This window comes from Microvirgula aerodenitrificans DSM 15089, assembly GCF_000620105.1.
GTDB classification, from domain to species: Bacteria; Pseudomonadota; Gammaproteobacteria; order Burkholderiales; family Aquaspirillaceae; genus Microvirgula; species Microvirgula aerodenitrificans.
This window is the reverse complement of record NZ_JHVK01000003.1, coordinates 334,946-358,803: the sequence shown is the minus strand read 5'-3', so window position 1 is coordinate 358,803 and position 23,858 is coordinate 334,946. Positions and strand designations below refer to the sequence as shown.

General features: G+C 65.1%; 24 protein-coding genes. 20 read left to right on the top strand and 4 right to left on the bottom strand.

The annotated features are described in order from the left end of the window. Positions 1–629, bottom strand: a 629-nt coding sequence (locus Q352_RS0105415; RefSeq protein ID WP_028498452.1) for a SpvB/TcaC N-terminal domain-containing protein, incomplete at its 3' end; no start/stop codon positions are given. A 199-nt stretch (positions 630–828) separates the two neighbouring features. On the opposite strand from Q352_RS0105415, the gene rnhB reads away from it, so the two are divergent. The 7 genes from rnhB to Q352_RS0105380 all read left to right on the top strand — a co-directional run bounded on the left by rnhB (position 829) and on the right by Q352_RS0105380 (position 7,934). Then, positions 829–1,437 (top strand): ribonuclease HII, encoded by a 609-nt coding sequence (gene rnhB / locus Q352_RS0105410; protein ID WP_028498451.1) that lies wholly within the window; start codon positions 829–831, stop codon positions 1,435–1,437. A gap of 4 nt (positions 1,438–1,441) precedes the next feature. Beyond that, positions 1,442–1,960 (top strand): DNA-deoxyinosine glycosylase, encoded by a 519-nt coding sequence (locus Q352_RS0105405; RefSeq protein ID WP_051528704.1) that lies wholly within the window; start codon positions 1,442–1,444, stop codon positions 1,958–1,960. A gap of 647 nt (positions 1,961–2,607) precedes the next feature. After that, entirely contained in the window at positions 2,608–3,705 is a 1,098-nt protein-coding gene (locus Q352_RS19985) for a hypothetical protein (protein WP_051528703.1), read from the top strand. 106 nt (positions 3,706–3,811) lie between these two features. After that, positions 3,812–5,059 (top strand): serine hydroxymethyltransferase, encoded by a 1,248-nt coding sequence (gene glyA, locus Q352_RS0105395; RefSeq protein WP_028498449.1) that lies wholly within the window; start codon positions 3,812–3,814, stop codon positions 5,057–5,059. 89 nt (positions 5,060–5,148) lie between these two features. Further along, a complete protein-coding gene (gene nrdR / locus Q352_RS0105390; protein WP_028498448.1) occupies positions 5,149–5,607 on the top strand; it encodes a transcriptional regulator NrdR in 459 nt (152 codons plus the stop codon). 43 nt (positions 5,608–5,650) lie between these two features. After that, positions 5,651–6,796, top strand: coding sequence for a bifunctional diaminohydroxyphosphoribosylaminopyrimidine deaminase/5-amino-6-(5-phosphoribosylamino)uracil reductase RibD (gene ribD, locus Q352_RS0105385; protein ID WP_028498447.1), 1,146 nt, complete (start codon positions 5,651–5,653; stop codon positions 6,794–6,796). 85 nt (positions 6,797–6,881) lie between these two features. Beyond that, positions 6,882–7,934, top strand: coding sequence for a malate/lactate/ureidoglycolate dehydrogenase (locus Q352_RS0105380; protein WP_028498446.1), 1,053 nt, complete (start codon positions 6,882–6,884; stop codon positions 7,932–7,934). Here the strand turns inward: Q352_RS0105380 and Q352_RS0105375 are convergent. Beyond that, the gene (locus Q352_RS0105375; RefSeq protein WP_028498445.1) at positions 7,907–8,812 is read right to left on the bottom strand and encodes a LysR family transcriptional regulator; all 906 of its coding nucleotides are present in this window, start codon (positions 8,810–8,812) and stop codon (positions 7,907–7,909) included. The genes Q352_RS0105380 and Q352_RS0105375 overlap by 28 nt on opposite strands. Before the next feature lie 143 nt (positions 8,813–8,955). On the opposite strand from Q352_RS0105375, the gene Q352_RS19980 reads away from it, so the two are divergent. Further along, positions 8,956–9,435 (top strand): CidA/LrgA family protein, encoded by a 480-nt coding sequence (locus Q352_RS19980; RefSeq protein ID WP_051528702.1) that lies wholly within the window; start codon positions 8,956–8,958, stop codon positions 9,433–9,435. Continuing rightward, a complete protein-coding gene (locus tag Q352_RS0105365; RefSeq protein WP_028498444.1) occupies positions 9,428–10,120 on the top strand; it encodes an LrgB family protein in 693 nt (230 codons plus the stop codon). The genes Q352_RS19980 and Q352_RS0105365 overlap by 8 nt, the downstream gene beginning before the upstream one ends. Positions 10,121–10,253: 133 nt before the next feature. Here the strand turns inward: Q352_RS0105365 and Q352_RS0105360 are convergent, their stop codons facing one another. Together Q352_RS0105360 and Q352_RS0105355 are read right to left on the bottom strand one after the other, a co-directional pair. After that, a complete protein-coding gene (locus Q352_RS0105360; protein ID WP_028498443.1) occupies positions 10,254–11,741 on the bottom strand; it encodes an aldehyde dehydrogenase in 1,488 nt (495 codons plus the stop codon). Between the two features lie 75 nt (positions 11,742–11,816). After that, complete coding sequence (locus tag Q352_RS0105355; protein ID WP_233495209.1) at positions 11,817–12,350, bottom strand: cupin domain-containing protein; 534 nt, start codon at positions 12,348–12,350, stop codon at positions 11,817–11,819. A gap of 375 nt (positions 12,351–12,725) precedes the next feature. On the opposite strand from Q352_RS0105355, the gene ald reads away from it, so the two are divergent. The 11 genes from ald to Q352_RS0105300 all read left to right on the top strand — a co-directional run bounded on the left by ald (position 12,726) and on the right by Q352_RS0105300 (position 23,858). After that, positions 12,726–13,856, top strand: a complete 1,131-nt coding sequence (gene ald / locus Q352_RS0105350) for an alanine dehydrogenase (protein ID WP_028498441.1) — start codon at positions 12,726–12,728, stop codon at positions 13,854–13,856. 33 nt (positions 13,857–13,889) lie between these two features. Next, complete coding sequence (locus tag Q352_RS0105345; RefSeq protein ID WP_028498440.1) at positions 13,890–14,642, top strand: gamma-glutamyl-gamma-aminobutyrate hydrolase family protein; 753 nt, start codon at positions 13,890–13,892, stop codon at positions 14,640–14,642. A gap of 98 nt (positions 14,643–14,740) precedes the next feature. After that, positions 14,741–16,075, top strand: coding sequence for a glutamine synthetase family protein (locus tag Q352_RS0105340; RefSeq protein ID WP_028498439.1), 1,335 nt, complete (start codon positions 14,741–14,743; stop codon positions 16,073–16,075). 92 nt (positions 16,076–16,167) lie between these two features. Beyond that, positions 16,168–17,553, top strand: a complete 1,386-nt coding sequence (locus tag Q352_RS0105335; RefSeq protein ID WP_028498438.1) for an aspartate aminotransferase family protein — start codon at positions 16,168–16,170, stop codon at positions 17,551–17,553. A gap of 293 nt (positions 17,554–17,846) precedes the next feature. Next, complete coding sequence (gene motA, locus Q352_RS0105330; protein ID WP_028498437.1) at positions 17,847–18,707, top strand: flagellar motor stator protein MotA; 861 nt, start codon at positions 17,847–17,849, stop codon at positions 18,705–18,707. A gap of 79 nt (positions 18,708–18,786) precedes the next feature. After that, positions 18,787–19,713, top strand: a complete 927-nt coding sequence (gene motB, locus Q352_RS0105325; RefSeq protein WP_028498436.1) for a flagellar motor protein MotB — start codon at positions 18,787–18,789, stop codon at positions 19,711–19,713. After that, positions 19,710–20,432, top strand: coding sequence for a class I SAM-dependent methyltransferase (locus tag Q352_RS19975; protein WP_051528701.1), 723 nt, complete (start codon positions 19,710–19,712; stop codon positions 20,430–20,432). Before motB ends, Q352_RS19975 begins: the two co-directional genes overlap by 4 nt. After that, entirely contained in the window at positions 20,429–21,757 is a 1,329-nt protein-coding gene (locus Q352_RS19970; RefSeq protein WP_036385288.1) for a hypothetical protein, read from the top strand. The genes Q352_RS19975 and Q352_RS19970 overlap by 4 nt, the downstream gene beginning before the upstream one ends. 39 nt (positions 21,758–21,796) lie before the next feature. Then, positions 21,797–22,570 (top strand): TrmH family RNA methyltransferase, encoded by a 774-nt coding sequence (locus Q352_RS0105310; RefSeq protein WP_028498435.1) that lies wholly within the window; start codon positions 21,797–21,799, stop codon positions 22,568–22,570. Between the two features lie 94 nt (positions 22,571–22,664). Then, complete coding sequence (locus tag Q352_RS19965; protein ID WP_051528700.1) at positions 22,665–23,225, top strand: EF-hand domain-containing protein; 561 nt, start codon at positions 22,665–22,667, stop codon at positions 23,223–23,225. 132 nt (positions 23,226–23,357) lie between these two features. Then, positions 23,358–23,858 (top strand): DUF4442 domain-containing protein, encoded by a 501-nt coding sequence (locus Q352_RS0105300; protein WP_244879553.1) that lies wholly within the window; start codon positions 23,358–23,360, stop codon positions 23,856–23,858.

Genomic DNA, 23,858 nt, shown 5'->3' with positions numbered 1-23,858 from the left:
ACATAGCGGTACAGCACGTGCTCGCCATTCGGGAACAGCGATTCCTCGATCAGCCAGCGGGCGATATGGCCGGGACTGGCCGGATCGCTGATTTGCGCGGTGTAACCAAGGCAGTGGATGACGCCGTTGCGCTCGAACCATAACCAGAAAGCGCTGGTCCCGGATTGCCAGTATTGGTAGCGGGAATAATCGGTCTGGGTGCGCGAGGAATAAGGGGTGACGGTATACGACAGCGGCAGGGTGGAGCCGACACAGCGAGTGACGCCGGTTTGCACCACCACCTTGCCGTCAGCCCCGAGCTGGGGAACCAGCGGTTCGCCATCGGGGCCGACAAACACGTCGTCGTCGTTGTACTGCGGGACGCCGAGACGGGTGCGACGCTGGATGGTCGGCAGGGCGAGCCGCCAGCCGGTGCCGCAGGGGCCGTTGCCGGCGCCGGCGCTGTAGCCGAGGGTCAGGGCGGGGGCGGATTCGCGGGCGACGGGGAGAGACAGCGGGATGTCGAACGAGACCAGGCCGGCTGAGAGGGTGGGCCCGCTGCCGTCACCGGGGCCGGGAAGGGCGTCGTGGATGGTGGGCAGGGTCGGGCTGCTGAAGGTGACAGCAGGCGTGAAACGTTCATTTTGCACGATGGGAAAACCTGTCACAGGATGCGCGTTGGGTCGCTGGCCATGGATAGCCGTGACATGTTTCTATGTTTACAAAGCGACCCCTGAAGATTCCAGCCGGGGCTGACGAATGGGGTCCGCAAGGCGGGCCGGGGGCAGGGAGGACGGGCTTCCGGTAAACTGGCGCTCTTGTATCGGGCCGGAAAAGGAAAGTCGTCGGATGAGTGAATGGATCAAACTGTGCGGGGTCGACGAGGCGGGCCGCGGGCCGTTGTCGGGCAGCGTGTTCGCCTCCGCGGTGATTCTCGATCCGGCGCGGCCGGTTGCCGGTCTGGCCGACTCCAAGACGCTCAGCGAGGCGAGGCGCGAGGCGCTGGCGCCGCTGATCAAGGCCAATGCGCTGGCCTGGTGCATTGCCGAGGCGACGGTGGAGGAAATCGACCGGCTCAATATCCTGCAGGCGACCATGCTGGCGATGCGCCGTGCGGTGGCGGGCCTGACGGTGCTGCCGGACGAAATCGAAGTGGACGGCAATCGGTTGCCGGGCTTCGAACTGGATGTGCCGTCCCGCGCCATCGTCAAGGGAGACAGCAAGGTTGCGGCCATTTCCGCGGCTTCCATCCTGGCCAAGACGGCGCGCGATGCAGTCTGCATTGCCATGGACGGGCAGTATCCTGGTTATGGCTTTGCCCAGCACAAGGGCTACCCGACCGCCGCACACGTGGCGGCCATCGAACGCCTGGGGGTGCTGCCGGTGCACCGGCAGAGCTTTGGTCCGGTCAAACGCGTGCTGGCGGCCCGTCAGGGCGGGCTGGATCTGCCGGTCTGAACGGATGCCGGCCCATCCCTCCACACCTGAGGCGCCGGCGCTGAAACGCTGTTTCCCGCCGGTGGTCGCCGCCGATACGCGGGTACTGGTGCTGGGCTCCCTGCCGGGCGAGGCCTCGCTGGCCGCCGGTCAGTATTACGCGTATCCGCACAACCAGTTCTGGCGCCTGCTTGGCGATGTGCTCGGGCACGATCTGGTCAGTCTCGATTACCCGGCGCGCCTGCAGGCGCTGCTGGCGCAGCGGATCGGGCTCTGGGACGTGGTGGCCGAGGCCAGACGGCGCGGCAGTCTGGACGTGGCGATTCGTGATGCGCGGCAGAACGATCTGGTCGATTTTCTGGCGTCATTGCCGGCGCTGCGGCTGGTTGCTTTCAACGGCAAGACGGCGGCGCGGGCCGCGGTTCAGTTGCAGGGCATGGCATTGCACTGCCTGGAACTGCCATCGTCCAGCCCGGCCAATACCCGGGCCTATGCCGCCAAGCTGCAGGTCTGGCAGCAGATCGACGGCTGGCTGCGCGACTGATTCCCGGTTCCGGATGTTCGTTTCATGACAATGATGGTGACGCGCGGATGAAGGTTCGGTTTCGCAAATCACTGAAAACCGGGCGGATGGCCGTCCGCGGGCGGTGCATGGCTGCCTGTCCGGGCGGCGGCTCGCTGCGGGTTTTGCCGGTGTGGCCGGAAATCCACTAGAGCATATTCTCTACAATGCATTGATTATCAAGAATTTTGCCGGATCGGGGTTGCGCGGGCAAAAAAAATGGCGCGAACCTTGCGGTCGCGCCGAATTCTACAAAGGAGAAATAGAGGAGAAACTATCAAGAAGCAATTGCTGCGTCTCAATTGCTGCGAATTATGGGGGGCGGTTTGTTCGTTGTCAACCGCGGAACGTTCAAAAGTGAAGATTTGTAATCCGGTGTCGTGATTTCTGAACTTCGCATGGGTTCGTCATCGGACATGGCGCGCCAGCGGGCCTCGCCGCCACTGGAACCACCGGGGGGGCGACCGGCGGACAGTCTGGTCATCCTTTCTTGCCACCATCATTACGTGGTTCAATATTCGGTAATGAACATGCTCACCGCCGGCTGGCGTTGCGCCCTTGCCAAAGCCCGCCGCGGCTTGTGAGACAATGCACGATCGCCTGCTGGAAAAACCGAGGAACCCGTTTTCATGATGCTGCCTGATCCGCGCCTGATGCCGCGCGTCGCCCCCAAGAACGAACTGATTCGTGCCGTCATGTCGCTGCTGACCGAGCCGGATGGCGCGGAGGCCGAGCGCAAGCGCGGTGAACTGCGTCGACTGACGGCGGAAAAGCTGGAGTTCGACGACAACCAGTCGCTGTCGGTCGCCCTGCAACTGGCGCCTGACCAGACGGCATTCCGCACGCTGTGGCACAGCCTGGTCGATACGCTGGCGTCGCCGTCGACGGCGCGCCATGCGGTCGTGTTTGCCGTGCCGGTGGTGCTGGCCGCCGGCAGCAAGACGGCCACCACGCTGCCGGCGCAGGTCGACGCGGCGCCGCTGCTCGCCATCCTCAGACAGCACGGCGTGGTGCGTGCCGATGCCGAAGTGTCGCTGTCCGGTCGTCTGCTGCATGCCGACACGCTCGCCAGTGTCGCGTTCTCGCAATGGTTCCGCTTCGGCAGCTTCCTGACTGATGCCGCGCGCGGTGTGCCGCTGGACCTGGCCGGCAGTGAAGTGCCGGTGCATGAGGAAGGCGTATTCGTCCGTTATCTGCTCGGCGTGGCGATGCAGAACCCCGGTGAGGCACCCGCCATCCGTCTGGGCGGTTCGATGGGCGAGTGGGGGATGCCGTTCATGCAGCAGCTCAACGAACAGATGAAGACCCCGGGCGTGACGCTGTTCCCGATTCCGGCCGTGCCGAACGTGGTGCCGGAAGCGCTGCGTCAGGGCGCTGCGCTGCGGCTGGACGTCAATATGCAGATGTGGGCGTCCAATATCATCCGCAAGCTGCGCGCCGGCAATGCCGGGATCGCCGGCGTGGCGGCTGCGCACGAGAATGGCGAGCTGCGCTTTACCGTGTCCAGTCCCGGCGACGACAAGAACTGGGCTGCCTTCGTCTGGCCGCTTGCGCCGCTGGATGCGGTCGAGCGGATCGAGGAAAACTTCCGTGCGCTGATGGCCGAGTGTCAGGTCGAGGACGTGCGGGTGGTCGGGACGATCCAGCCGGACCGCATCGACGAGGTGCCGGTTTTTCTGACCTGCAACGACGCGATCACGCTGACGCCGCCGGAAAATCTCCACTGAACCCGACTGTACCGGTCGCAAACCGATACGGCTGTGCCGTGTCGGTGTCGCGGTCCATGGGTTAGAATTCACACCAGTTGTGCCCCTTGTTCACTTGGAAAATACGATGTTCGCAGCCGACCAAACCATTCATGTCTTCGATCCCGAACTCGCCGCCGCGATGGATGCCGAGTCTCGCCGTCAGGAAGACCACGTCGAACTGATCGCTTCGGAAAACTATGTCAGCCCCGCTGTCATGGAAGCCCAGGGCTCCGTGCTGACCAACAAATACGCCGAAGGTTACCCGGGCAAGCGCTACTACGGCGGCTGTGAATATGTCGACCAGGTCGAACAGCTCGCCATTGATCGCCTGAAGGCGCTGTTCGGTGCCGAATACGCGAACGTGCAGCCGCATTCCGGCTCGCAGGCCAACCAGGCCGTGTACGTCTCGGTGCTGAAGCCGGGCGACACCATCCTCGGCATGAGCCTCGCCCATGGCGGTCACCTGACCCACGGCGCGTCGGTCAACATCTCCGGCAAGCTGTACAACGTGGTGCAGTACGGTCTGAACGACAAGGAAGAACTCGATTACGAACAGGTCGAACGCCTGGCACGTGAACACAAGCCGAAGATGATCGTGGCCGGCGCCTCGGCCTACGCGCTGGAAATCGACTGGGCGCGCATGCGCAAGATCGCCGATGAAGTCGGCGCCTACCTGTTTGTCGACATGGCCCACTATGCCGGTCTGATCGCCGCGGGTGAATACCCGAACCCGGTTCCGCACGCCCACTTCGTCACCACTACCACGCACAAGACCCTGCGCGGTCCGCGCGGCGGCGTGATCCTGGCCAAGGCCGAATTCGAGAAGGGCCTGAACTCGGCCATCTTCCCGTGCCTGCAGGGCGGTCCGCTGATGCACGTCATCGCCGCCAAGGCCGTGGCGTTCAAGGAAGCGGCCAGCCCGGCGTTCAAGGACTGGGCCAAGCAGGTCAAGGTCAATGCCCAGGCGATGGCGGAAGTGCTGACCGCGCGCGGTCTGCGCATCGTGTCCGGCCGTACCGAGAGCCACGTGTTCCTGGTCGACCTGCGCGCCAAGCAGATCACCGGCAAGGACGCTGAAGCCGCACTGGGCCGCGCCCACATTACCGTCAACAAGAACGCGATCCCGAACGATCCGGAAAAGCCGTTCGTGACCTCGGGCATCCGCATCGGTACCCCGGCGATCACCACCCGCGGCTTTACCGAAGCCGACTCGCGTGAACTGGCCAACCTGATTGCCGACGTGTTCGACAGCCCGGCCGACGACGCCAATCTGGCCACGGTGGCCGAGAAGGTCAAGGCGCTCTGCGCCCGCCTGCCGGTCTACGGCAAGTAACAATCCGGCTGCCGTTCAGGCGGCGCCGGGCGGTACCCAAGGCGACGGACGCGAGTCCGTCGCTATTTGCCTATCTGGAGTCCCCGAATATGAAATGCCCGTTCTGCGGCCATCTGGATACCCAGGTGGTCGACTCGCGCGTCAGCGAGGACGCTTCCAGCATCCGTCGCCGTCGCCGCTGCCTCGGCTGCGACAAGCGCTTCACCACCTTCGAGACGGCGGAGCTGCGCATGCCGCAGGTGGTCAAGCAGGACGGCCACCGCGCCGAGTTCGACGAGGACAAGCTGCGGATCGGTTTCAACCGTGCACTGCACAAGCGGCCGGTATCGACGCAACTGGTCGACGAGTCGGTCGAGCATATCAAGCAGAAACTGCTGGCACTGGGCGAGCGCGAAGTCAGCGCCCGCGAGCTGGGCGAGATGGTGATGAGCGAGCTGGCCAGGCTCGACAAGGTTGCCTATATCCGCTTCGCGTCGGTTTACCGCAGCTTCCAGGATGTATCGGAATTCTCCGAAGCCATTCGCGAAATTTCGCGCAAGCAACACTGAACCGGTGGGCGGGCACAGCGCCCGTTGCCGTGACGGACTGTCGATGTTTACTGCTGAAGATCACCTCCACATGTCCCGGGCGCTGCAGCTTGCCGCGCTCGGCATGCGTACCACCTCACCGAATCCGCGCGTCGGTTGCGTCATCGTCAACCGGGGCCGGATTGTCGGCGAGGGCTGGCATGTGGCCGCCGGTACGCCGCATGCCGAACCGCATGCACTGGCCCAGGCAGGAGAGCTCGCCCGCGGCGCCACGGCCTATGTGACGCTGGAGCCGTGCAGCCACCATGGTCGCACTCCGCCGTGCGCCGATGCGCTGGTCGGTGCTGGGCTGGCGCGGGTGGTGGTCGCCAGCACCGATCCCAATCCGCTGGTGGCCGGGCAGGGCATGGCGCGATTGCGTGCTGCCGGCATCCTGGCCGAGTCCGGCCTGATGGAGGCCGAGGCGCTGGCGCTGAACCGGGGCTTCATGTCGCGGATGACGCGCGGCCGGCCATGGGTCACCGTCAAGCTGGGCATGAGCCTGGATGGCAAGACGGCACTCGACGACGGTCGCAGCCAGTGGATTACCGGACCCGCCGCGCGTCGCGATGTCATGCGCCTGCGGGCGGAAAGCTGCGCCATCCTGACCGGCAGCGGCACGGTGATGGCTGACGATCCGCAACTGACCGTGCGCGGCATCGATCCGCTGCAGCCGCCGGCGGACTGCATGTCGCCGGCCGCTGCGCTGATGCGCGAACAGCCGCTGCGGCGTCCGCTGCGCGCCGTGGTCGACAGCCGGCTGGCCACCAGCCCGGTGCGGGCCATTTATCTGAATGGCGGGGTGCGGCTGTATACCTGTGTCAGCGAAGGCGCACGCCATGCGCCGTATATCGGTCATGGCAATCTGGTGAGGGTGGTGCCGGCCCCGAACGGCCGGGTCGATCTGTCCGCCATCGTTGCCGACCTTGGCCTGCAGGGCTGCAACAATCTGCTGGTCGAGGCCGGCATGGGATTGGCCGGCGCCGTATTGCGTGCAGGCCTGCTGGACGAACTGGTCTGTTATGTCGCGCCGGCGATCATCGGCCACCAGGCGCTCGGCGCATTCAACCTGCCGCCGCTGGCATCGCTGGAAGACAAGGTTCGTCTGGCCTGGCATGACGTGCGCCCGGTCGGTGACGATCTGCGGCTGACACTGCGCCCGGTGCGCTGACAGCGGAGGCGGGCGCGCATCGGGCTTTAGCCCGGCAGCCGGTCGGCGCTATAGTCAGGGCAAGTTGTTTGCCGGATATCACTTAATGAAAATTTCTGTAGACCGTCTGCGCCGGCTGGCGCCGGCCACCCTGCGCGCCCTCGGCTGCGCATCCGACGAAGCCGACCTGGTGGCGACCCATCTGATCGAGGCGAACCTGCGCGGCCACGACAGCCACGGCGTCGGCATGCTGCCGTTCTATATCGCCAGTGCCCGCCAGGGCACGCTGAAACCGAATACGGCGGCACGCCTGCTGAACGATGGCGGCGCCATCCTGCAGTTTGCCGGCGACCGCGGCTTTGGTCAGCGCACCGGGCGCGAGGCCATGGACGCAGCCATCGCGCGTGCACAGCAGACCGGCCTGGTGCTGATGACGCTGTCGGCGACCCATCATCTGGGCCGCATCGGCAGTTATGGCGAGCAGGCGGTTGCTGCCGGCATGATTTCCATCCACTTCGTCAATGTCATCGATTTCCCGCAGATGCTGGTCGCGCCGTTCAACGGCTCGTCGCCACGCTTCGGCACCAATCCGGTCTGCATCGCCATTCCGGGCGGTGAGCGGCATCCGGCCTTCGTGCTTGATTTCGCCACCAGCATGGTCGCTTACGGCAAGGCGCGCGTGGCCTACCTGGCCGGGCGCCAGTTCGACGACGACGTCCTGCTCGATGCCGCGGGGCACCCGACCCGCGAGCCGCGCGTGATGTTCGAGCCGCCGCTGGGGGCCTTGCGGCCGATTGCCGGGCACAAGGGCGGCGGCCTGATCATGGCGGCCGAGCTGCTGGCCGGCCTGCTGTCCGGCGGCGGCTCGGCCCAGCCGGCGCATCCGCGCGATGGCGGCATCGTCAACAACATGACCACACTGGTCATCGACCCGGCACGGCTGGTCGACATGCAGTGGTTTGCCGCCGAGTACGATGCGCTGGTCGATTACGTCAAATCGTCGCCGTCCCCCGATCCGGCCGATCCGGTGCAACTGGCCGGCGACCCGGAGCGGCAGCGCCGCGCGCAGCGGCTGGTCGACGGCATCGAGATTGCCGACGGCGAGTGGGACGGCATCCTCGCCGCCGCTGCTCAGCTTGGCGTCGACGTCGCGGGCTGAGCTTCCGGAAACGCTTCCCGACACAGTGCCAGCCAGGCACGGGCGGCCTGTGACAGATAGCCGTCATGCCAGACCATGCCGAGCTCCCAGCGCAGCGGCGGGTCGACCAGCTCGCGGCAGCAGATGCGCAGCGGGTCGAGCAGGGCGGCGATCGGCGCCGGCAGGATGGCAATGCCGGCGCCGGCCGCGACCAGTTCGCCGATAAAGTCCCAGTGCCGGCTCTGGCCGGCGATCTGCGGGCTGAAACCGGCGGCGGCGCAGGCATCGAGAATGACGCGGTACAGCACGAAATCGTCTTCGTACAGCACCAGGGGTTCGTCGCGCAGATCCGCCAGCCGGACCCCGTCCCGGCTGGCCGGCGCGCGCTCGGCCGGAAAGGTCACCATCAGCGGATGGCGGGTCACCGACAGCGTCAGCAGTTCCGGCGCCATCTGCGGCAGCACGGTGACGCCAAGATCCAGCTCGCCGGCGAGAACCGCCTGCTCCAGTGCCTTGCCGCCCTGCTCGCGCAGGCGCAGCGTCACGCCGGGATACAGCTTGCGGTAGCGGGCGATCAGGCGGGCAAAGTAGCGGCCGGCCATCGGCGGAATACCGACATCCAGCTCGCCGCGCGCCAGCCCGGCGACCTCGTCCAGCTCCAGCTGCAGCCGCGCCACTTCGGCCAGCACCGCCTGGCCACGGACGAACACCACCTGGCCGGCATCGGTCAGCCGCAACTGACGGCCTTCGCGCAGCAGCAGTGGTCCGCCCAGTTCTTCCTCCAGGCTTTTGACCATCTTGCTGATCGTGGGCTGGGTCACGTGCAGCACTTCGGCGGCCCGGGTAAAGCTGTGTTGCCTGACCACCTCCACGAAGTAGCGCAGCGCACGAATGTCCATGTCATGTATTCCATATTGGAATGGTTCGCATGATTTTAATTCATTTTTTTAATTAAAGGCGGGTTCATATACTGCGCAGTAACAAGGTGCCCCGGCTGGCCGGGCTGTTCCGCGCGGCGGGTACCCGGCAAGGAATGAACATCATGGAAACGCAGGCGCAACGGTCCTTTCCGTTCATGCGCGCACTCATCACCATCCTGCAGGTGGTCGGGATTTCGGTGCTGTGGCTGCTGGCCGATCTGGCCCGCCACCGCTTCGACCTCGGCCTGCCGTCGAACATGATCGGCATGATGGTCATGGTCGGCCTGCTGTTTACCGGCATCGTCCGGGCGGACTGGATCCGGCGTGGCGCCAACTGGCTGCTGGCCGAAATGCTGCTGTTCTTCATCCCGGCCGTGCTGGCGGTGATCAAGTATCCGGATGTGGTGGTGGTGGACGGCTGGCGCGTGCTGGTGGTCATCGTCGTCAGCACGCTGATGGTCATGGTGACGACCGCCTTCGTGGTCGACCGGCTGTACCGCTTCGAGCTGAAGCTGTCGCGCCGCCGCAGCAACCGTCACGTTGCCGCCGGCCCGGCGCCGGCCGGCGCCCTGCAGATGCCGCGAGGCCGCCGCCATGACTGAAACCCTGATTGCAGCCGGCTGCTTCGTGCTGACGGTGGTGTTCTACTACATCAACAAGCGCATGTACGTGAAGCAGCACAAAATCTGGCTGATGCCGCTGCTGGCCACGCCGATGCTGCTGCTGGCCATCGTGCTGCTGGCCGGCATCAGCTACAGCGAATACATCGCCGATACCCGCTGGCTGATGTGGCTGCTCGGCCCGGCGACGATCGCCTTTGCGCTGCCGATCTACGATTACCGCGACATGATCCGCAAGCACTGGCTGTCGATCTCGGTTGGCGTGCTGGCCGGCTCGGCGATGTCGGTGGTCAGCTCGGTCTGGCTGGCCCGCCTGCTGGACCTGCCGCTGATGCTGCAGAAGGGGCTGGCCGTGCGTTCGATCACCACCCCGTTCGCGATGGAAGCGGCGCGCAGCATTGGCGGGCCGGTCGATCTGAGCGCCCTGTTCGTGGTCATTACCGGCGTGGCCGGCATGGCGATGGGCGAGACGGTGCTGCACCTGCTGCCGGTGATCCGCAGCAAGCTGGCCCACGGCGCGATCTTCGGCGCGGCAGCCCACGGCGCCGGCACCGCCAAGGCGCGCGAGATGGGCGATGCCCAGGGCGTGGTCGCCTGCCTGGTGATGATGATCGCCGGTTTTGTCACCGTGCTGGGGGCACCGCTGATTGCGAAGCTGATGTTCTGAGTGCCGGGCTGTGTGAGGCTGCCGGCAGCGGTGGTGCTGGTATTTGCCTGACTGCTGAAACTGCACGGAAAGACGGACTGAAAAAAACCGCCAATCGAGATTGGCGGTTTTTTGCTGACGGGGTTTGCCCGCGTTACAGTTTGATCACCGTACTCTTCAGTTCGGTGTATTTTTCCAGTGCATGCAGCGATTTGTCGCGGCCGTTGCCGGATTGCTTGAAGCCGCCGAACGGCATGTTCATGTCACCGCCCTCGTCGTAGCAGTTGACCCAGACCGTGCCGGCACGCAGTGCGCGGGAGACGGTGTGGGCGGTGCTGAGATTGCTGGTCCAGACTGCGCCGGCCAGGCCGTAGATGCTGTCGTTGGCCAGGCGGACGGCGTCGTTGACGTCGTCGAAACCGACGATGGACAGCACCGGGCCGAAGATTTCCTCGCGCTCGATCACCGAACCGGGCTCGGTCAGGAAGGCGGTCGGCTCGATATACAGGCCGTTCTTGACCGGTTCCGCCGCATTGCCGCCGAACAGCAGCGTCGATTCGCGCCGGCCGGCATCGATATAGCCGCGCACCTTGTCGAACTGGATGCGGTCGACGATGGCGCCCATCGTCGTATCCGGATCGAGCGGGTTGCCCGGTTGCCAGCCGCGTGCGGCCTCGGCCAGCGCCTCGACGAAGCGGTCCTTGATCCTGTTGTGCACCAGCACGCGCGAGCCGGCCGAACACACCTGGCCCTGGTTGAAGAAGATGCCGCCGGCGGCAGAGCGTGCCGCGCGCAGCAGGTTGGGGCAGTCATCGAGCACGATATTGGCCGACTTGCCGCCGAGTTCCAGCCAGACGCGCTTGAGGTTCGACTGGGCGGCATAGCCGGCGATCAGCTTGCCGACCCCGGTCGAGCCGGTAAAGGCCAGGCAGTCGATATCCATGTGCAGGGCCAGCAGGCGGCCGGTATCGCCGGCGCCGGGCAGCACCTGGAACACGCCGTCCGGAATGCCGGCGTCGCGAGCCAGCGCGGCCAGCCGGATGGCGGTCAGCGGCGATTTTTCGCTCGGTTTCAGAATCACGCTGTTGCCAGCCGCCAGCGCCGGAGCGATCTTCCAGCTGGCCATCATGATCGGGAAATTCCACGGCACCACGGCGGCGACCACGCCGATCGCTTCGCGGGTGACCAGACCCAGCAGCTTCGGGTCGACCGGCGCGACTTCGCCGCCGATCTTGTCGATGGCCTCGCCGTACCACTCGATCGCATAGGCCGCACCGCTGACGTCGACCGACGCCGCGTCGGCGACCGGCTTGCCCATATCGAGCGATTCGAGCAGCGCCAGTTCGTCGGCGTGCGCGCGCACCTGGTCGGCAAAGCGCTTCAGCGTGTCCTTGCGCGCGCGCGGCGCCATCTGCGACCAGACGCCGCTGTCGAATGCCTTGCGCGCAACCGCGACTGCGCGTTCGACGTCGTCGGCACCGGCGAGTGAGATGTCGGCCAGCTTGCGGCCGTCGATCGGCGATACGCAGGCGAAGGTTTCGCCCGATGCCGTCGGCGTGTACTGCCCGTCGATGAAGGCGCGTCCCTCTATATTGAGGATGGCCGCGCGGGCCTGCCAGTCACTAAGCGTCATGTCTGCCATGGTTTTATGTCCCCTGTGTTGTCCCTGCCGGGATTTCCGGCCACCGCGTCATGCCGTGGCCAAAATGCGTGCAGGTCAGAACGACGGCGGGGTACTGGCGCTGATGACCTCGGCGACCTCGCTGCCGACATTGCGGAAGCGATGCGGCTGGCGGGAGTCGAAGTAATACGCCTCGCCGGCGCCGAGGATGCGCGTCTCGTCGGCCACGGTGAGTTCGATCTCGCCGCTGACGACAATGCCGCCTTCCTGACCTTCGTGTTGCAGCATGTCCGGCCCGGTGTCGGCGCCGACTTCGTAGCGCTCGGACAGGATGGCCATGTCACGCTTCGGGTGGGCCGAACCGACCAGCGACAGCCTGATCCGCTCGTTGCCGAGATTCGGCAGTTCTTCGGCCCGGTAAAACACCTGCATGTGTTGGGGCTCGGCGTCGAAGGTGAAAAAATCACCCAGCGTCATCGGCAACCCTTCAAGGACTTTCCGCAGCGAGCTGATCGACGGGCTGACCCGGTTCTGCTCGATCAGCGAAATGGTGCCGTTGGTGACACCGGCCCGCTTGGCCAGCTCGCGCTGGGACAGTCCGAACTTCTCGCGCACCATTTTCAGGCGCATGCCTACATCCATCGCATCAGCTCTCATCTGTCCGGTCTCTTTGAACCCGACCGTGGCGCCGCTCCGGCCCGTCGTGCGCGGAGTCAGGACGGCCAGAGCCAGTCCGCCGTGTCCGTCGTGGGGCGCGCGGCTCATGGCGCGACCTCCGGCGTGGTGGGGAAAGGGGTCCGGAATGTTAATGATATTAGACGTATGGTGTTTACGATTTTAGGCATTCGAATTGCTTAATGTTGCGTGGCAGCAATGAAAAACCTTGCCACTGCCAAGATTTTATAGTCAAAATCATAAACACACAAAGCCTGTTTTGTGCATTTTCTTAAACGTCTGCAACAGTACCGACGCAGTCTTCAAACCGTGAAGAACGAGGACGTTACCATGTTGATCGGTGTGCCCAAGGAAATTAAGAATAACGAGTACCGGGTGGGGTTGACCCCGGCCGGTGCCCGGGAACTGCTGTCGCTGGGCCACACGGTCCTGGTGCAGCGTCAGGCCGGTGCCGCCACCGGATTCGATGACAGCGAATACGTGGCCGCCGGCGCGCAGATGGCCTCCACTGCCGCACAGGTCTACGAGCAGGCGGAGCTGGTGATCAAGGTCAAGGAACCGCAGCCGGTCGAATGCCGCATGCTGCGTCCCGGCCAGACCCTGTTTGCCTATCTGCATCTGGCACCCGATCCCGAACAGTGCCGGCTGCTGGTCGAGTCCGGCTGCATGGCGATTGCCTATGAAACCGTCACCGATGCCCAGGGGGGGCTGCCGCTGCTGGCACCGATGAGCGAAGTGGCCGGCCGCATGGCGATCCAGGCCGGTGCAGCGTGCCTCGAAAAGGCGCATGGCGGCCGCGGGGTGCTGCTGGGCGGTGTCCCCGGCGTCGCGCCGGGCCGGGTGCTGGTGCTGGGTGGCGGGGTTGTCGGCCTGAATGCAGCCCGGATGGCCGCCGGACTCGGCGCCGACGTGACGCTGCTCGATACCTCGCTGGCGCGGCTGAAAGACATCGACATGGTGTTCGGCGGCCGGATCAAGACACTGATGTCGACTGTCCAGAACATCGAAGACGGGCTGCGCGAGGCCGACCTGGTGATCGGTGCCGTGCTGGTGCCGGGTGCCACCGCACCAAAGCTGGTGCGGCGCGCGCAGCTGAAGCTGATGAAGCCCGGTACGGTGCTGGTGGACGTGGCCATTGACCAGGGTGGCTGCTTCGAGACCAGCCGTCCCACCACGCATCAGCAGCCGACCTTCGAGGTGGACGGCATCGTCCACTACTGCGTCGCCAATATGCCCGGCGCGGTGTCGCGCACGGCAACCATGGCACTGACCCATGCGACGCTGCCCTTCATACGCAAGCTGGCGGCACTCGGGGCCGGTCCGGCACTGGCGGCCGATCCGCATCTGCTTGCCGGGCTGAATGTCTGTGCCGGGCAGGTGACCCATGCCGCCGTGGCCCATGAACTGGGATATGACTATGTGCCGGCGGCCACGGCCGTCGAAGCACTGTTGTCACGATAACAATACGAGTCTGCAACACAGAGGAGAACCCGCATGCGACCCCTTATCGCCATTCCGTGCGACATCAGACAGATCGGCGCGCACCCGTACCATGCCGTCGGCGACAAATACGTGCGCGGTGTTACCGATGGTGCCGGCGGCATCCCGTGGCTGGTGCCGGCGCTCGGCGACGGGGCGTGGCTGGACGAGGTCGTCGACCGGGTTGACGGTGTCATGCTGACCGGCAGCCCGTCCAATATCGAACCGTTCCACTATCACGGCACGCCAAGCCGTGCCGGCACCCTGCATGACCCGGCCCGCGACTCGACCACGCTGCCGCTGATTCGCAAACTGCTGCAGCGGGGCGTGCCGTTTCTCGGCATCTGCCGCGGCTTCCAGGAAATCAACGTTGCCTTTGGCGGCACGCTGTACCAGCACGTCCAGGAAGAACCGGGCATGCGCGATCACCGCGAGTCGCCGGACGATCCGCTGGAGCAGCAATATGCACCGGCCCACCGTGTGGCCTTCACCGCCGAGGGTCTGCTGGCGCGGCTGACCGGTCTGAAAGAGGCCCAGGTCAACTCGCTGCACCAGCAGGGGGTCAGGGAACTGGCGCCGGGCCTGAGCGAGGAGGCGCGGGCTGACGACGGACTGATCGAGGCGTTCTCGGTGTCCGGCGCGAAGCAGTTTGCGTTTGCGGTGCAGTGGCATCCGGAATGGCGCTGCACCGGGAACCCGGTGTCGCAGGCGATTTTCGGTGCGTTCGGCGAAGCCTGCCGTGCGCACCAGAGCGCGCGGCGGGCGTAAGCCGTCTCCCCGCGCACGGCGGACGGGTCGGGAGGACGGCCCGTCACGCCACCCAAAGCAAGAAACTGAAAACGGCTTGAATCAGTTGAGAAACCATCATGAGTGACTACATCAGCGAATGGCTCCGAGAACATCGGATCACCGAAGTGGAATGCATCGTGCCGGACATGACGGGCGTGGCACGCGGCAAGATCATTCCGAAGGACAAGTTCCTGTCGGAACCGGACATGCGGCTGCCTGAAGCGGTACTGATCCAGACTGTCACCGGTGATTATCCCGATGACTGCTACCTGGACCTGACCGACCCGGACATGGTGCTGCGTCCCGACCCGACCTCGCTGCGCTTCGTGCCGTGGGCGACCGATCCGACCGCGCAACTGATCTACGACTGCTACCGTTCCGACGGCTCGCCGGTCGAGACCTCGCCGCGCAGCGTGCTGCGCCGGGTGCTGGAACTGTACTCGGCCCGGGGCTGGGAACCGGTGCTGGCGCCGGAAATGGAGTTCTACCTGCTGTCGCCGAACCCGGACCCGGACATTCCGGTCCAGCCGCCGGTCGGCCGGACCGGCCGCGCCGAATTCGGCCGCCGCTCGTACTCGATCGATGCGGTCAACGAATTCGACCCGGTGTTCGAGGACATCTACGACTACTGCCATGCGCAGAACCTCGAAGTGGACACCCTGATCCACGAGGTCGGCACCGCGCAGATGGAAATCAACTTCGAGCACGGTGATCCGCTGGCGCTGGCCGACCAGGTGTTCCTGTTCAAGCGCACGGTGCGCGAGGCGGCCTTCCGCCACAACATGTACGCGACCTTCATGGCCAAGCCGATGGAAGGCGAGCCCGGCAGTGCGATGCACATGCACCAGAGCATCATCGACAAGCACACCGGCCGCAATCTGTTCTCGAACGAGGACGGCTCGCCGTCGCAGGCGTTCTTCCACTTTATCGGCGGGCTGCAGAAGTACCTGCCGGAAACCATGCCGTTCTTTGCGCCGTACGTGAACTCGTATCGCCGGCTGACGCCGAACGTGGCCGCACCGACCAACGTCGAGTGGGGCTACGACAACCGCACCGTCGGTCTGCGCGTACCGCATTCGAGTCCGGCCGGACGCCGGGTGGAAAACCGCGTGCCGGGGGTGGACGTGAATCCGTACATCGCCATGGCAGCCTCGCTGGCCTGCGGCTATCTCGGGCTGGTGAACAGCATCGATCCGCGCGATCCGGTGGCCTCCAACGCCTATGACGTGCCGACCGAATTCCCGCACGGCACCGAAGAGGCGCTGGTACGGCTGACCCACTGCAAGGAAATCGCCGCCGTGCTTGGCGAACGGTTCGTCGAACTGTTCATCGGCATGAAGCAGAAGGAATTCGCCGAGTACTTCCGCGTGATCAGCCCGTGGGAACGCAAGTTCCTGCTGCTGCACGTATAAGCCGGACCCCATTCCGGTCGCCGGGATGGACCCGGTGGCCGATCGCGTGCGCCGCCAGTGCCGGACGCGCGCAGAACCGAGAGGAATCGACCATGAGCACGACTGCCCGTTCCACGAATGAATACCGCGAACTCGACGCCGCCCACCACCTGCACCCGTTCAGCGACATGGGATCGCTGAACAGGCAGGGCTCACGCGTCATCGTCAAGGGTGACGGCATCTATCTGTGGGACTCTGAAGGCAACAAGATCACCGACGGCATGGCCGGCCTGTGGTGCGTCAACATCGGCTACGGTCGCAAGGACCTGGCCGAAGTCGCCAGACAGCAGATGGAAGACCTGGCCTATTACAACACTTTCTTCAAGACCACCCACCCGCGCGTGGTCGAACTGTCCACGCTGCTGGCCGAAGTGACCCAGCCCGGCTACCAGCACGTGTTCTATACCAACTCGGGCTCGGAGTCGGTCGATACCGTGATCCGCATGGTTCGCCAGTACTGGTCGATCAAGGGCAAGCCGGGCAAGAAGACGCTGATCTCGCGCTGGAACGGCTATCACGGTTCGACCATCGGCGGCGCCAGTCTCGGCGGCATGACCTATATGCACGAGCAGGGCGACCTGCCGATCCCGGGCATCGCCCATATCGGTCAGCCGTGGTACCTGAAGGAAGGGCGCGACGGCGAGAGCGAGGCGGACTTCGGCCTGCGCGCCGCCAGCTGGCTGGAAGAAAAGATTCTGGAAATCGGCGCCGACAAGGTCGCGGCCTTCGTTGGCGAACCGATCCTGGGCGCGGGCGGGGTGATCATCCCGCCGGCAAGCTACTGGCCGGAAATCGAACGCATCTGCAACAAGTACGACATCCTGCTGGTCGCCGACGAAGTCATTTGTGGCTTTGGCCGTACCGGTGACTGGTTCGGTCACGAACACTTCGGCTTCCGGCCGCACCTGTTCACCATCGCCAAGGGCCTGTCGTCCGGCTACCTGCCGATCGGCGGCGTCATTATCGGTGACGAGGTTGCCCGCACCCTGATCGAAGGCGGCGACTTCAACCACGGCTTCACCTATTCGGGCCACCCGGTCTCGGCCGCCGTCGCCCATGCCAATGTGCGCGCGCTGCGCGACGAGGGCATCGTCGAGCAGGTGAAGAAAGACACCGGCCCGTACATGCAGAAGCGCTGGCGCGAGGCGTTCGGCGGTTTCGAGCACGTGACCGATGTCCGCGGGGTCGGGCTGATCCAGGCCTTCACCTGGGTGAAGAACAAGGCCACGCGTGAAATGTTCGCCGGCAGCGATGACGTCGGCACGCTGTGCCGCGATATCTTCTTCAAGCACAACCTGATCATGCGCGCCTGCGGCGACAGCATGGTCAGCGCGCCGCCGCTGATCATTACCCGCACCGAAATCGACGCCATGCTGTCGACCGCCGTGGAATGCGTCGAGCAGACCGAAAAACTGCTGCAGGAACGCGGACTGGTATAAGCAGATTCTCTCCGGGAGGTCACCTGGTCGTCAGGTCGCCACGTGCGCCCTGACGTTTTTTTTTGTCTTTTCGGACTTGGGTCATGCGGTTTGCAAGGCGACTTTGTTAGAATCTTGCCGGTATTCTTGCGGCATGACAGACGCTGGTTGCAGCGATTTCGGAATTGTCTCTTGTTAGGCCCCATGTTTTCCGCACGGTGGCCGATAACAGACAACGGAGGCCGGCGTGGACCCGATGCAAATACGGTTCGCCTCCTCGTTCACCAGATAAAGAGAAGACGGGATCTCCCTACATGTTCGTTATTATTGGTTACGTCATCGTACTCGGTTGCGTGTTCGGTGGTTTCCTGTTTGCCGGCGGTCACCTGGCCGCCCTGTGGCAGCCTGCAGAGCTGATCATCATCTTCGGCGCGGCGATCGGTTCCACGGTGGTCAGCGGTGGCGGTGCGCCGCTGAAGGCGACCCTGAAAGCAGTGCCGACCCTGTTCAAGGGCGACAAGTACAACAAGGCGCTGTACATGGAGCTGTTCGCGCTGCTGTACGAAGTCCTGACCAAGGTGCGCAAGGAAGGGATGATGTCGATCGAAGCCGATGTCGACGCGCCGCAGGAAAGCCCGATCTTCTCCAAATACCCGATCATCGTCGGTGACCATCACGTCATCGAGTTTGTCTGCGACTACCTGCGACTGATGGTCGGCGGCAACCTGAACCCGTTCGAGATCGAAAACCTGATGGACATCGAAATCGAAACCCACCACCACGAGGCCAGCGTGCCGGCGTCACTGCTGGCCAAGATGGGCGACGGCCTGCCGGCCTTCGGTATCGTGGCGGCGGTGATGGGCGTGGTGCACACCATGGAGTCGGTGGGCATTCCTCCCGCCGAGCTGGGCATGCTGATTGCGGCGGCCCTGGTCGGTACCTTCCTCGGTATTCTGCTGTCCTACGGCTTCATCACGCCGCTGTCGGTACGCCTGGAAAGCAAGGTGGCCGACCTGTCCCGGGTCCTGACCACGGTCAAGGTCACGCTGCTGGCCAGCCTGAACGGCTATGCGCCGCAGGTGGCGGTCGAATTCGGCCGCAAGGCGCTGTACGGCGTCGACCGTCCGAGCTTCCTCGAGCTCGAAGAGCACGTGAAGAGCACCAAGAACCGCTAAGCCCGTGACCGGCCCCGCCTCGGGGCCGTGTTGCATGACGGATCGGCCTGCGGGCCGATCCGCGTAATCCGGAGTCTCCATGGCTGACGAATCGCAACGTCCCATTATCGTCAAACGCATCAAGAAGGGGGGCCACGGCGCCCATGGCGGCGCGTGGAAAATCGCCTACGCCGACTTCGTGACGGCGATGATGGCGTTCTTCCTGCTGATGTGGCTGCTGTCGTCCGTATCGCAGGGCACGCTGGCCGGCATCGCCGAATATTTCAAGACCCCGCTGAAGGTCGCGCTGGCCGGCGGCGAGGGCTCGGGCGACACCACCAGCGTCATCAAGGGCGGCGGTGCCGACGTGACCCGCTCGGCCGGTCAGGTCAAGCGCTCGGACAAGAGCGAGGAACGCCGGCGCGAACGGATGGTGCTGTCCAAGCTGCAGCAGCGTATCTCGCAGGCGATCCAGTCCAGCCCGGAACTGCGCAAGTACCAGAACCAGCTGCTGCTGGAGATGACGCCTGAAGGGCTGCGCGTGCAGATTGTCGACGAGAAGAACCGGCCGATGTTCGACTCCGGCCGCTCGGCGCTGCTGCCGCACACCAAGGTGATCCTGCACGAGCTGGGCAAGATGTTCAACGAAGTGCCGAACCGCCTGTCCATTTCCGGCCATACCGACTCCGCCGCGTACTCCGGCGGCGAAAAGGGCTATTCGAACTGGGAACTGTCGGCCGACCGCGCCAATGCCGCGCGACGCGAGCTGCTTGATGGCGGCATGACCGAGCAGAAGATCCTGCGCGTGGTCGGGCTGGCGGCCGCCAACCCGCTCGATGCCGCCAACCCGTACAACCCGACCAACCGCCGCATCACCATCATCGTGCTGAACAAGCAGAACGAGGAGCAGATCCTCGGCGAGGGAGGAACGCCAAGCAACGAAGCCGATGCGCCCGATGCCGCCGCTCCGGTCGTGCCGTCGCCGGCGACGGCGGCCGGTACGGCCAAGGCGGGCCCGCCGCAGTGATCTCGCGCCTGCCGCGCCACCTGGCCGCGTTGCCGCTGGCGGCGCTGCTGGCGTTCGGACTGTCTGCCTCGGTCGCCGTGGCGCCGATCTGGATCGCGCCGCCGCTGACGGTGCTGCTGGCGCTGGCGCTGGGGGCTCGTGGCCTGGTGCTGGCGGTGTATGCACTGTTCTGGCCGCTACTGGTCGGACTGGCATCGCTGGCCCTGCCGGCCTGGGCCTGGGCCCTTGCCGCGCTGGCGCTGTTCGCCGTGTGCCGGCATGCGATGACCGAACGGGTGCCCCTGTTTCTGTCCAGCCGCGCCGCGGTCGATGCCCTGGCCGGCAGCGTGCCGCAGGGCGTGCGTTTCGCCGATCTCGGCGCCGGTACCGGCAGCGTGGTCGTGCCGCTGGCACGGCGCCGGCCCGACCTGACCGTGATCGGTGTCGAGAGTGCCTGGCTGCCCTGGCTGCTGTGCCGCTGGCGCGGTCGCGACCTCGACAACCTCCGGGTGCGCTACGGCGACATCTGGAAGCAGGACTGGCACGGTTTTGACGTGGTCTATGTGTACCTGTCGCCGGCGCCGATGAGCCGGGTCTGGGCACGCTTCCGCAAGGATGCGCCGGCCGATGGCTGCCTGATCAGCAATACTTTTAGCGTCGACGGTGCGCCCCCTGACCGGACCGTGCCGCTCGACGATGCGATGGACTCGCAACTCTATTTCTGGAAGAACCGGCGATGAACCGACTCGAACTGCAACGTTTTGCCGCTCAGCCCTGGCCGGTCATGGGCTTCTCCAGCGAGCACATGGCTGCGCTGGTGATGGCCGACCGCGAGCGACTCAATAGCGTGGATATCGCCAACGTCGTCCTGCACGATCCGCTGCTGGTGTTCCAGCTGCTGCGGCATATCGGTACCGTTGACCGGGCACGGACCCTGACCGATACCGTGTGCGTCGAACATGCGCTGCTGCTGACCGGCGTCGACCCGTTCCTGACCCACTTCGGCCACCTGTCATCGATCGACACCCATCCGGGCATCACCCGCCAGCGCAAGCGCAATGTGGCGGCGCTGCTGGCCCGGGCGCGGCTGGCGGCCCTGCTGGTCAAGGAGTGGCTGTCGATCATCGAAGTGCACAAGGTCGAAGAATTCTTTACCGGCGCGCTGCTGTACAACGTGCCGCTGGCGTTCTACGCCATCGACAACGATCTGGTGCTGGATGGCGATGTCGAGCGTGCCGCCCAGCGCGCGCTGGGCGAGGATTACAGCCTGTTCGTGCGCTCGGTGTTCCAGGCTGCCGGCCTGCCGGCCAAGATGACCGAACTGCTGCTCGGCCAGCAGGACCTGTCGCGTCAGCGTCTGCTGCTGCGGCATGCGATCTACACTGCCAATCACCTTGCCTCCGGCTGGTGGCAGCAGGACCTGCAGTCGCACCTGCGCGGCGTGGCCGGCCTGCTGCTGGTGCCCGAGGACCAGGTATGGGCCAGTGTGGTCCAGTCCTCGCTGACCCTGGCGCGTTCTCCCTATACCCGTGCCTATGCCGACCCGGCCCGCTCGCTGCCGCTGGTGGCCGAACCGCCGCTGGTATCGGAGAACGAATTTCTCGAACTGGACTGGACTGACGACAGCCGTGCCGAAATGGCCCGTTTCGAACTGTCGGTCTGTGATGTCATGCGTCGCATCATCACCGTGTTCGGCGTTGAACGGACGGCCTATTTCCCGATCGGGCCGGACGGCAGCCTGCTGTGCCGCTTCCAGATCGGTTTTGACAGCAAGGACCCGCTGATCAGCGTCCATGTCGACCCGGCCGCCCCCGGCTTCTTTGCCTCGCTGACCGCACGGGCGCAGGCTTTCCGTGCCACGGCCGAGCAGTGGCCGACCCTGACGTCGCGCTACCCGCACCCGTTCTGGGACGCGGCCAGCCCGCTGGGCTGCGTGATGGTGTCGATCTTCCACAATGGCAAACTGGCCGGCGTGCTGTACGCCGACAACAAGGACCGCCACACCGGCATCGACGACGAAATCTATGCCCGGATCAAGCATGCCGCCGGCGCGCTGTCGGCCTGAGGCCGGGGCCGCCGCGCGGCGGTGATACACTTCGCCGCCATGAAACACATCTCCTCGGCGCACAACGATGCGCTCAAGACCCTGGAACGGCTGCTCGGCAAGCCGGCCGAGCGCCGCCGCAGCGGCCTGCTGGCGCTGGAAGGCCTGCATCTGGTTGATGCCTATCTGCGCGCCGGCCACACACTCGATGCCCTGTATCTGCGCGAGGATGCGCTGGCGCATCCCGAAGTCGTCGCCCTGCTGGGCCGGATTGGCACGGCCTGCGACTGTGCAACGGTCAGTGCGCCGCTGCTCGGCAAGGTCAGCGAGCTGAGCTCGCCGCCGGAAGTGGTGGCGGTGGCGCGCATCCCGCAGGCGATGGCGGTGGCCGATCCGTCCTGCATCCTGCTCGATGACGTCCAGGACCCCGGCAACCTCGGCACCCTGCTGCGGACCGCGGCGGCCGCCGATGTGCGCAGCGTATACCTGTCACGCGGCTGCGCCGATGTCTGGGCCGGCAAGACGCTGCGTGCCGGCATGGGCGCACAGTTCGCCCTCGCCATTCATGAGCGTGCCGACCTGCCGGCCGTGCTGTCGGCCTTCGACGGACGCCGGCTGGTGACCCATCTGTCCGGCAGCGTGCCGCTGTGGCAGCTGGACCTGCGCGGGCCGTGCGCATTCGTGTTCGGCAATGAGGGGGCCGGTGTGTCCGGGGCCGTGCTGGCCGAAGCCGGCGACCGGGTGCGCATCCCGATGCCGGGCGAGGCCGAGTCGCTGAATGTCGCCGCGGCCGCCGCCATCTGCCTGTTCGAGCGCGTGCGCCAGCGCGGCTGATTGTTTTTCTGCACACTCTCTCCTTATTTTCCTCATATTTGCACCATATAGGATGGGTAATCTGGTTCCGTCACCCAAACAAGGAGAGTCAGACATGAAACGCCATCTGCTCGTTACCGCACTGGCCGCCGCCGTTCTTTCCACCGCCGCCTTTGCTGCCGCCCTGGCCGACAACGGCGACATGATGATGCCGCGCCATGGTCGTCACCACGACATGGACAAGAAGGACTTCGAGCGCATGCGCGCCGATTTCCTCGCCCGGGTCGATACCAACAAGGACGGCAAGATCAGCCGCAGCGAAGCCGAAGCCAATGCCCCGCATCTGGCCGTGCTGTTCGACGCCATCGACACCAACAAGGATGGTCAGCTGACGCAGGAAGAGCTGGATACCTTCCACAAGAAGATGCAGGAAGCCCGCGACAGCGAACGCAAGCATTTCCTCGATGCCCGCTTTACCCGCCTCGATACCAACAAGGACGGTTTCATCAGCAAGGCCGAGGCCAGGGGCGACCGCTTCCTGGAACGTCGCTTTGACCAGATCGACACCAACAAGGACGGCAAGATCTCCAAGGCCGAGTTCGCCATTGCTGCCGACGGATTCGGTCGCCAGGGTGGCCTGCGTCACGGCGGTCCCGGCTTCGGCCCCGGCTTCTGATCCGGCGGTCTGCCTGATTGCATCCAGTCCCTTCCGTCCCCGCCGCTGCGGGGGCAGGGAACAGTCTGGCGCCGGCACGGTATCGTGCCGGCGCTTTTTCGTTCCCGCTTGACGTTGGGGGTGGTGCAGGCAATGATGGGAAAATTAAAACGACCGTTCTATTTTCCCATGACCCTGTCGCCGCGCGTACTGAAGACCGTGATCAACCTGTGGCCGCCGTTCCTGGGCGCGGGCATCCGCATCGAACATATCGACCCGCGTTGGGCGTCGGTCGACGTCGCACTGCGGCTGGGACGGCTGAACAGGAACTATGTCGGCGTGCATTTCGGCGGCAGCCTGTACGCGATGACGGATCCGTTCTTCATGCTGATCCTGATCCAGCGGCTGGGGCGGGACTACATCGTCTGGGACCGGGCCGGCCGCATCGACTACCTGAAGCCGGGGCGGGGCACGGTTAGGGCGCGCTTCAGCATCAGCGATGCACAGCTGGACGACATCCGCGCCCGCACCGCCAGTGGTGACAAATACCTGCCCGAACTCGGTGTTGACGTGCTGGACGCCAGCGGCGAGGTGGTCGCCCGGGTGGTCAAGACGCTGTATATCCGCCGCAAGGACAAGGGCGCCGCTGCCTGA

What these genes read in the sequence shown, in the direction of transcription:
- nrdR (WP_028498448.1), top strand. Translation starts at nt 5,149, where the DNA reads ATGAAATGCCCGTTCTGCGGCCATCTGGATACCCAGGTGGTCGACTCG.
- Q352_RS0105335 (WP_028498438.1), top strand. Translation starts at nt 16,168, where the DNA reads ATGAGCACGACTGCCCGTTCCACGAATGAATACCGCGAACTCGACGCC.
- Q352_RS0105365 (WP_028498444.1), top strand. Translation starts at nt 9,428, where the DNA reads ATGACTGAAACCCTGATTGCAGCCGGCTGCTTCGTGCTGACGGTGGTG.
- glyA (WP_028498449.1), top strand. Translation starts at nt 3,812, where the DNA reads ATGTTCGCAGCCGACCAAACCATTCATGTCTTCGATCCCGAACTCGCC.
- Q352_RS0105300 (WP_244879553.1), top strand. Translation starts at nt 23,358, where the DNA reads ATGATGGGAAAATTAAAACGACCGTTCTATTTTCCCATGACCCTGTCG.
- Q352_RS19970 (WP_036385288.1), top strand. Translation starts at nt 20,429, where the DNA reads ATGAACCGACTCGAACTGCAACGTTTTGCCGCTCAGCCCTGGCCGGTC.
- motB (WP_028498436.1), top strand. Translation starts at nt 18,787, where the DNA reads ATGGCTGACGAATCGCAACGTCCCATTATCGTCAAACGCATCAAGAAG.
- Q352_RS19965 (WP_051528700.1), top strand. Translation starts at nt 22,665, where the DNA reads ATGAAACGCCATCTGCTCGTTACCGCACTGGCCGCCGCCGTTCTTTCC.
- Q352_RS0105375 (WP_028498445.1), bottom strand. Translation starts at nt 8,812, where the DNA reads ATGGACATTCGTGCGCTGCGCTACTTCGTGGAGGTGGTCAGGCAACAC.
- Q352_RS0105345 (WP_028498440.1), top strand. Translation starts at nt 13,890, where the DNA reads ATGCGACCCCTTATCGCCATTCCGTGCGACATCAGACAGATCGGCGCG.
- Q352_RS0105405 (WP_051528704.1), top strand. Translation starts at nt 1,442, where the DNA reads ATGCCGGCCCATCCCTCCACACCTGAGGCGCCGGCGCTGAAACGCTGT.
- rnhB (WP_028498451.1), top strand. Translation starts at nt 829, where the DNA reads ATGAGTGAATGGATCAAACTGTGCGGGGTCGACGAGGCGGGCCGCGGG.
- Q352_RS0105355 (WP_233495209.1), bottom strand. Translation starts at nt 12,350, where the DNA reads ATGCGCCTGAAAATGGTGCGCGAGAAGTTCGGACTGTCCCAGCGCGAG.
- motA (WP_028498437.1), top strand. Translation starts at nt 17,847, where the DNA reads ATGTTCGTTATTATTGGTTACGTCATCGTACTCGGTTGCGTGTTCGGT.
- ribD (WP_028498447.1), top strand. Translation starts at nt 5,651, where the DNA reads ATGTTTACTGCTGAAGATCACCTCCACATGTCCCGGGCGCTGCAGCTT.
- Q352_RS0105380 (WP_028498446.1), top strand. Translation starts at nt 6,882, where the DNA reads ATGAAAATTTCTGTAGACCGTCTGCGCCGGCTGGCGCCGGCCACCCTG.
- Q352_RS19985 (WP_051528703.1), top strand. Translation starts at nt 2,608, where the DNA reads ATGATGCTGCCTGATCCGCGCCTGATGCCGCGCGTCGCCCCCAAGAAC.
- Q352_RS0105310 (WP_028498435.1), top strand. Translation starts at nt 21,797, where the DNA reads ATGAAACACATCTCCTCGGCGCACAACGATGCGCTCAAGACCCTGGAA.
- Q352_RS19980 (WP_051528702.1), top strand. Translation starts at nt 8,956, where the DNA reads ATGGAAACGCAGGCGCAACGGTCCTTTCCGTTCATGCGCGCACTCATC.
- ald (WP_028498441.1), top strand. Translation starts at nt 12,726, where the DNA reads ATGTTGATCGGTGTGCCCAAGGAAATTAAGAATAACGAGTACCGGGTG.
- Q352_RS0105360 (WP_028498443.1), bottom strand. Translation starts at nt 11,741, where the DNA reads ATGGCAGACATGACGCTTAGTGACTGGCAGGCCCGCGCGGCCATCCTC.
- Q352_RS0105340 (WP_028498439.1), top strand. Translation starts at nt 14,741, where the DNA reads ATGAGTGACTACATCAGCGAATGGCTCCGAGAACATCGGATCACCGAA.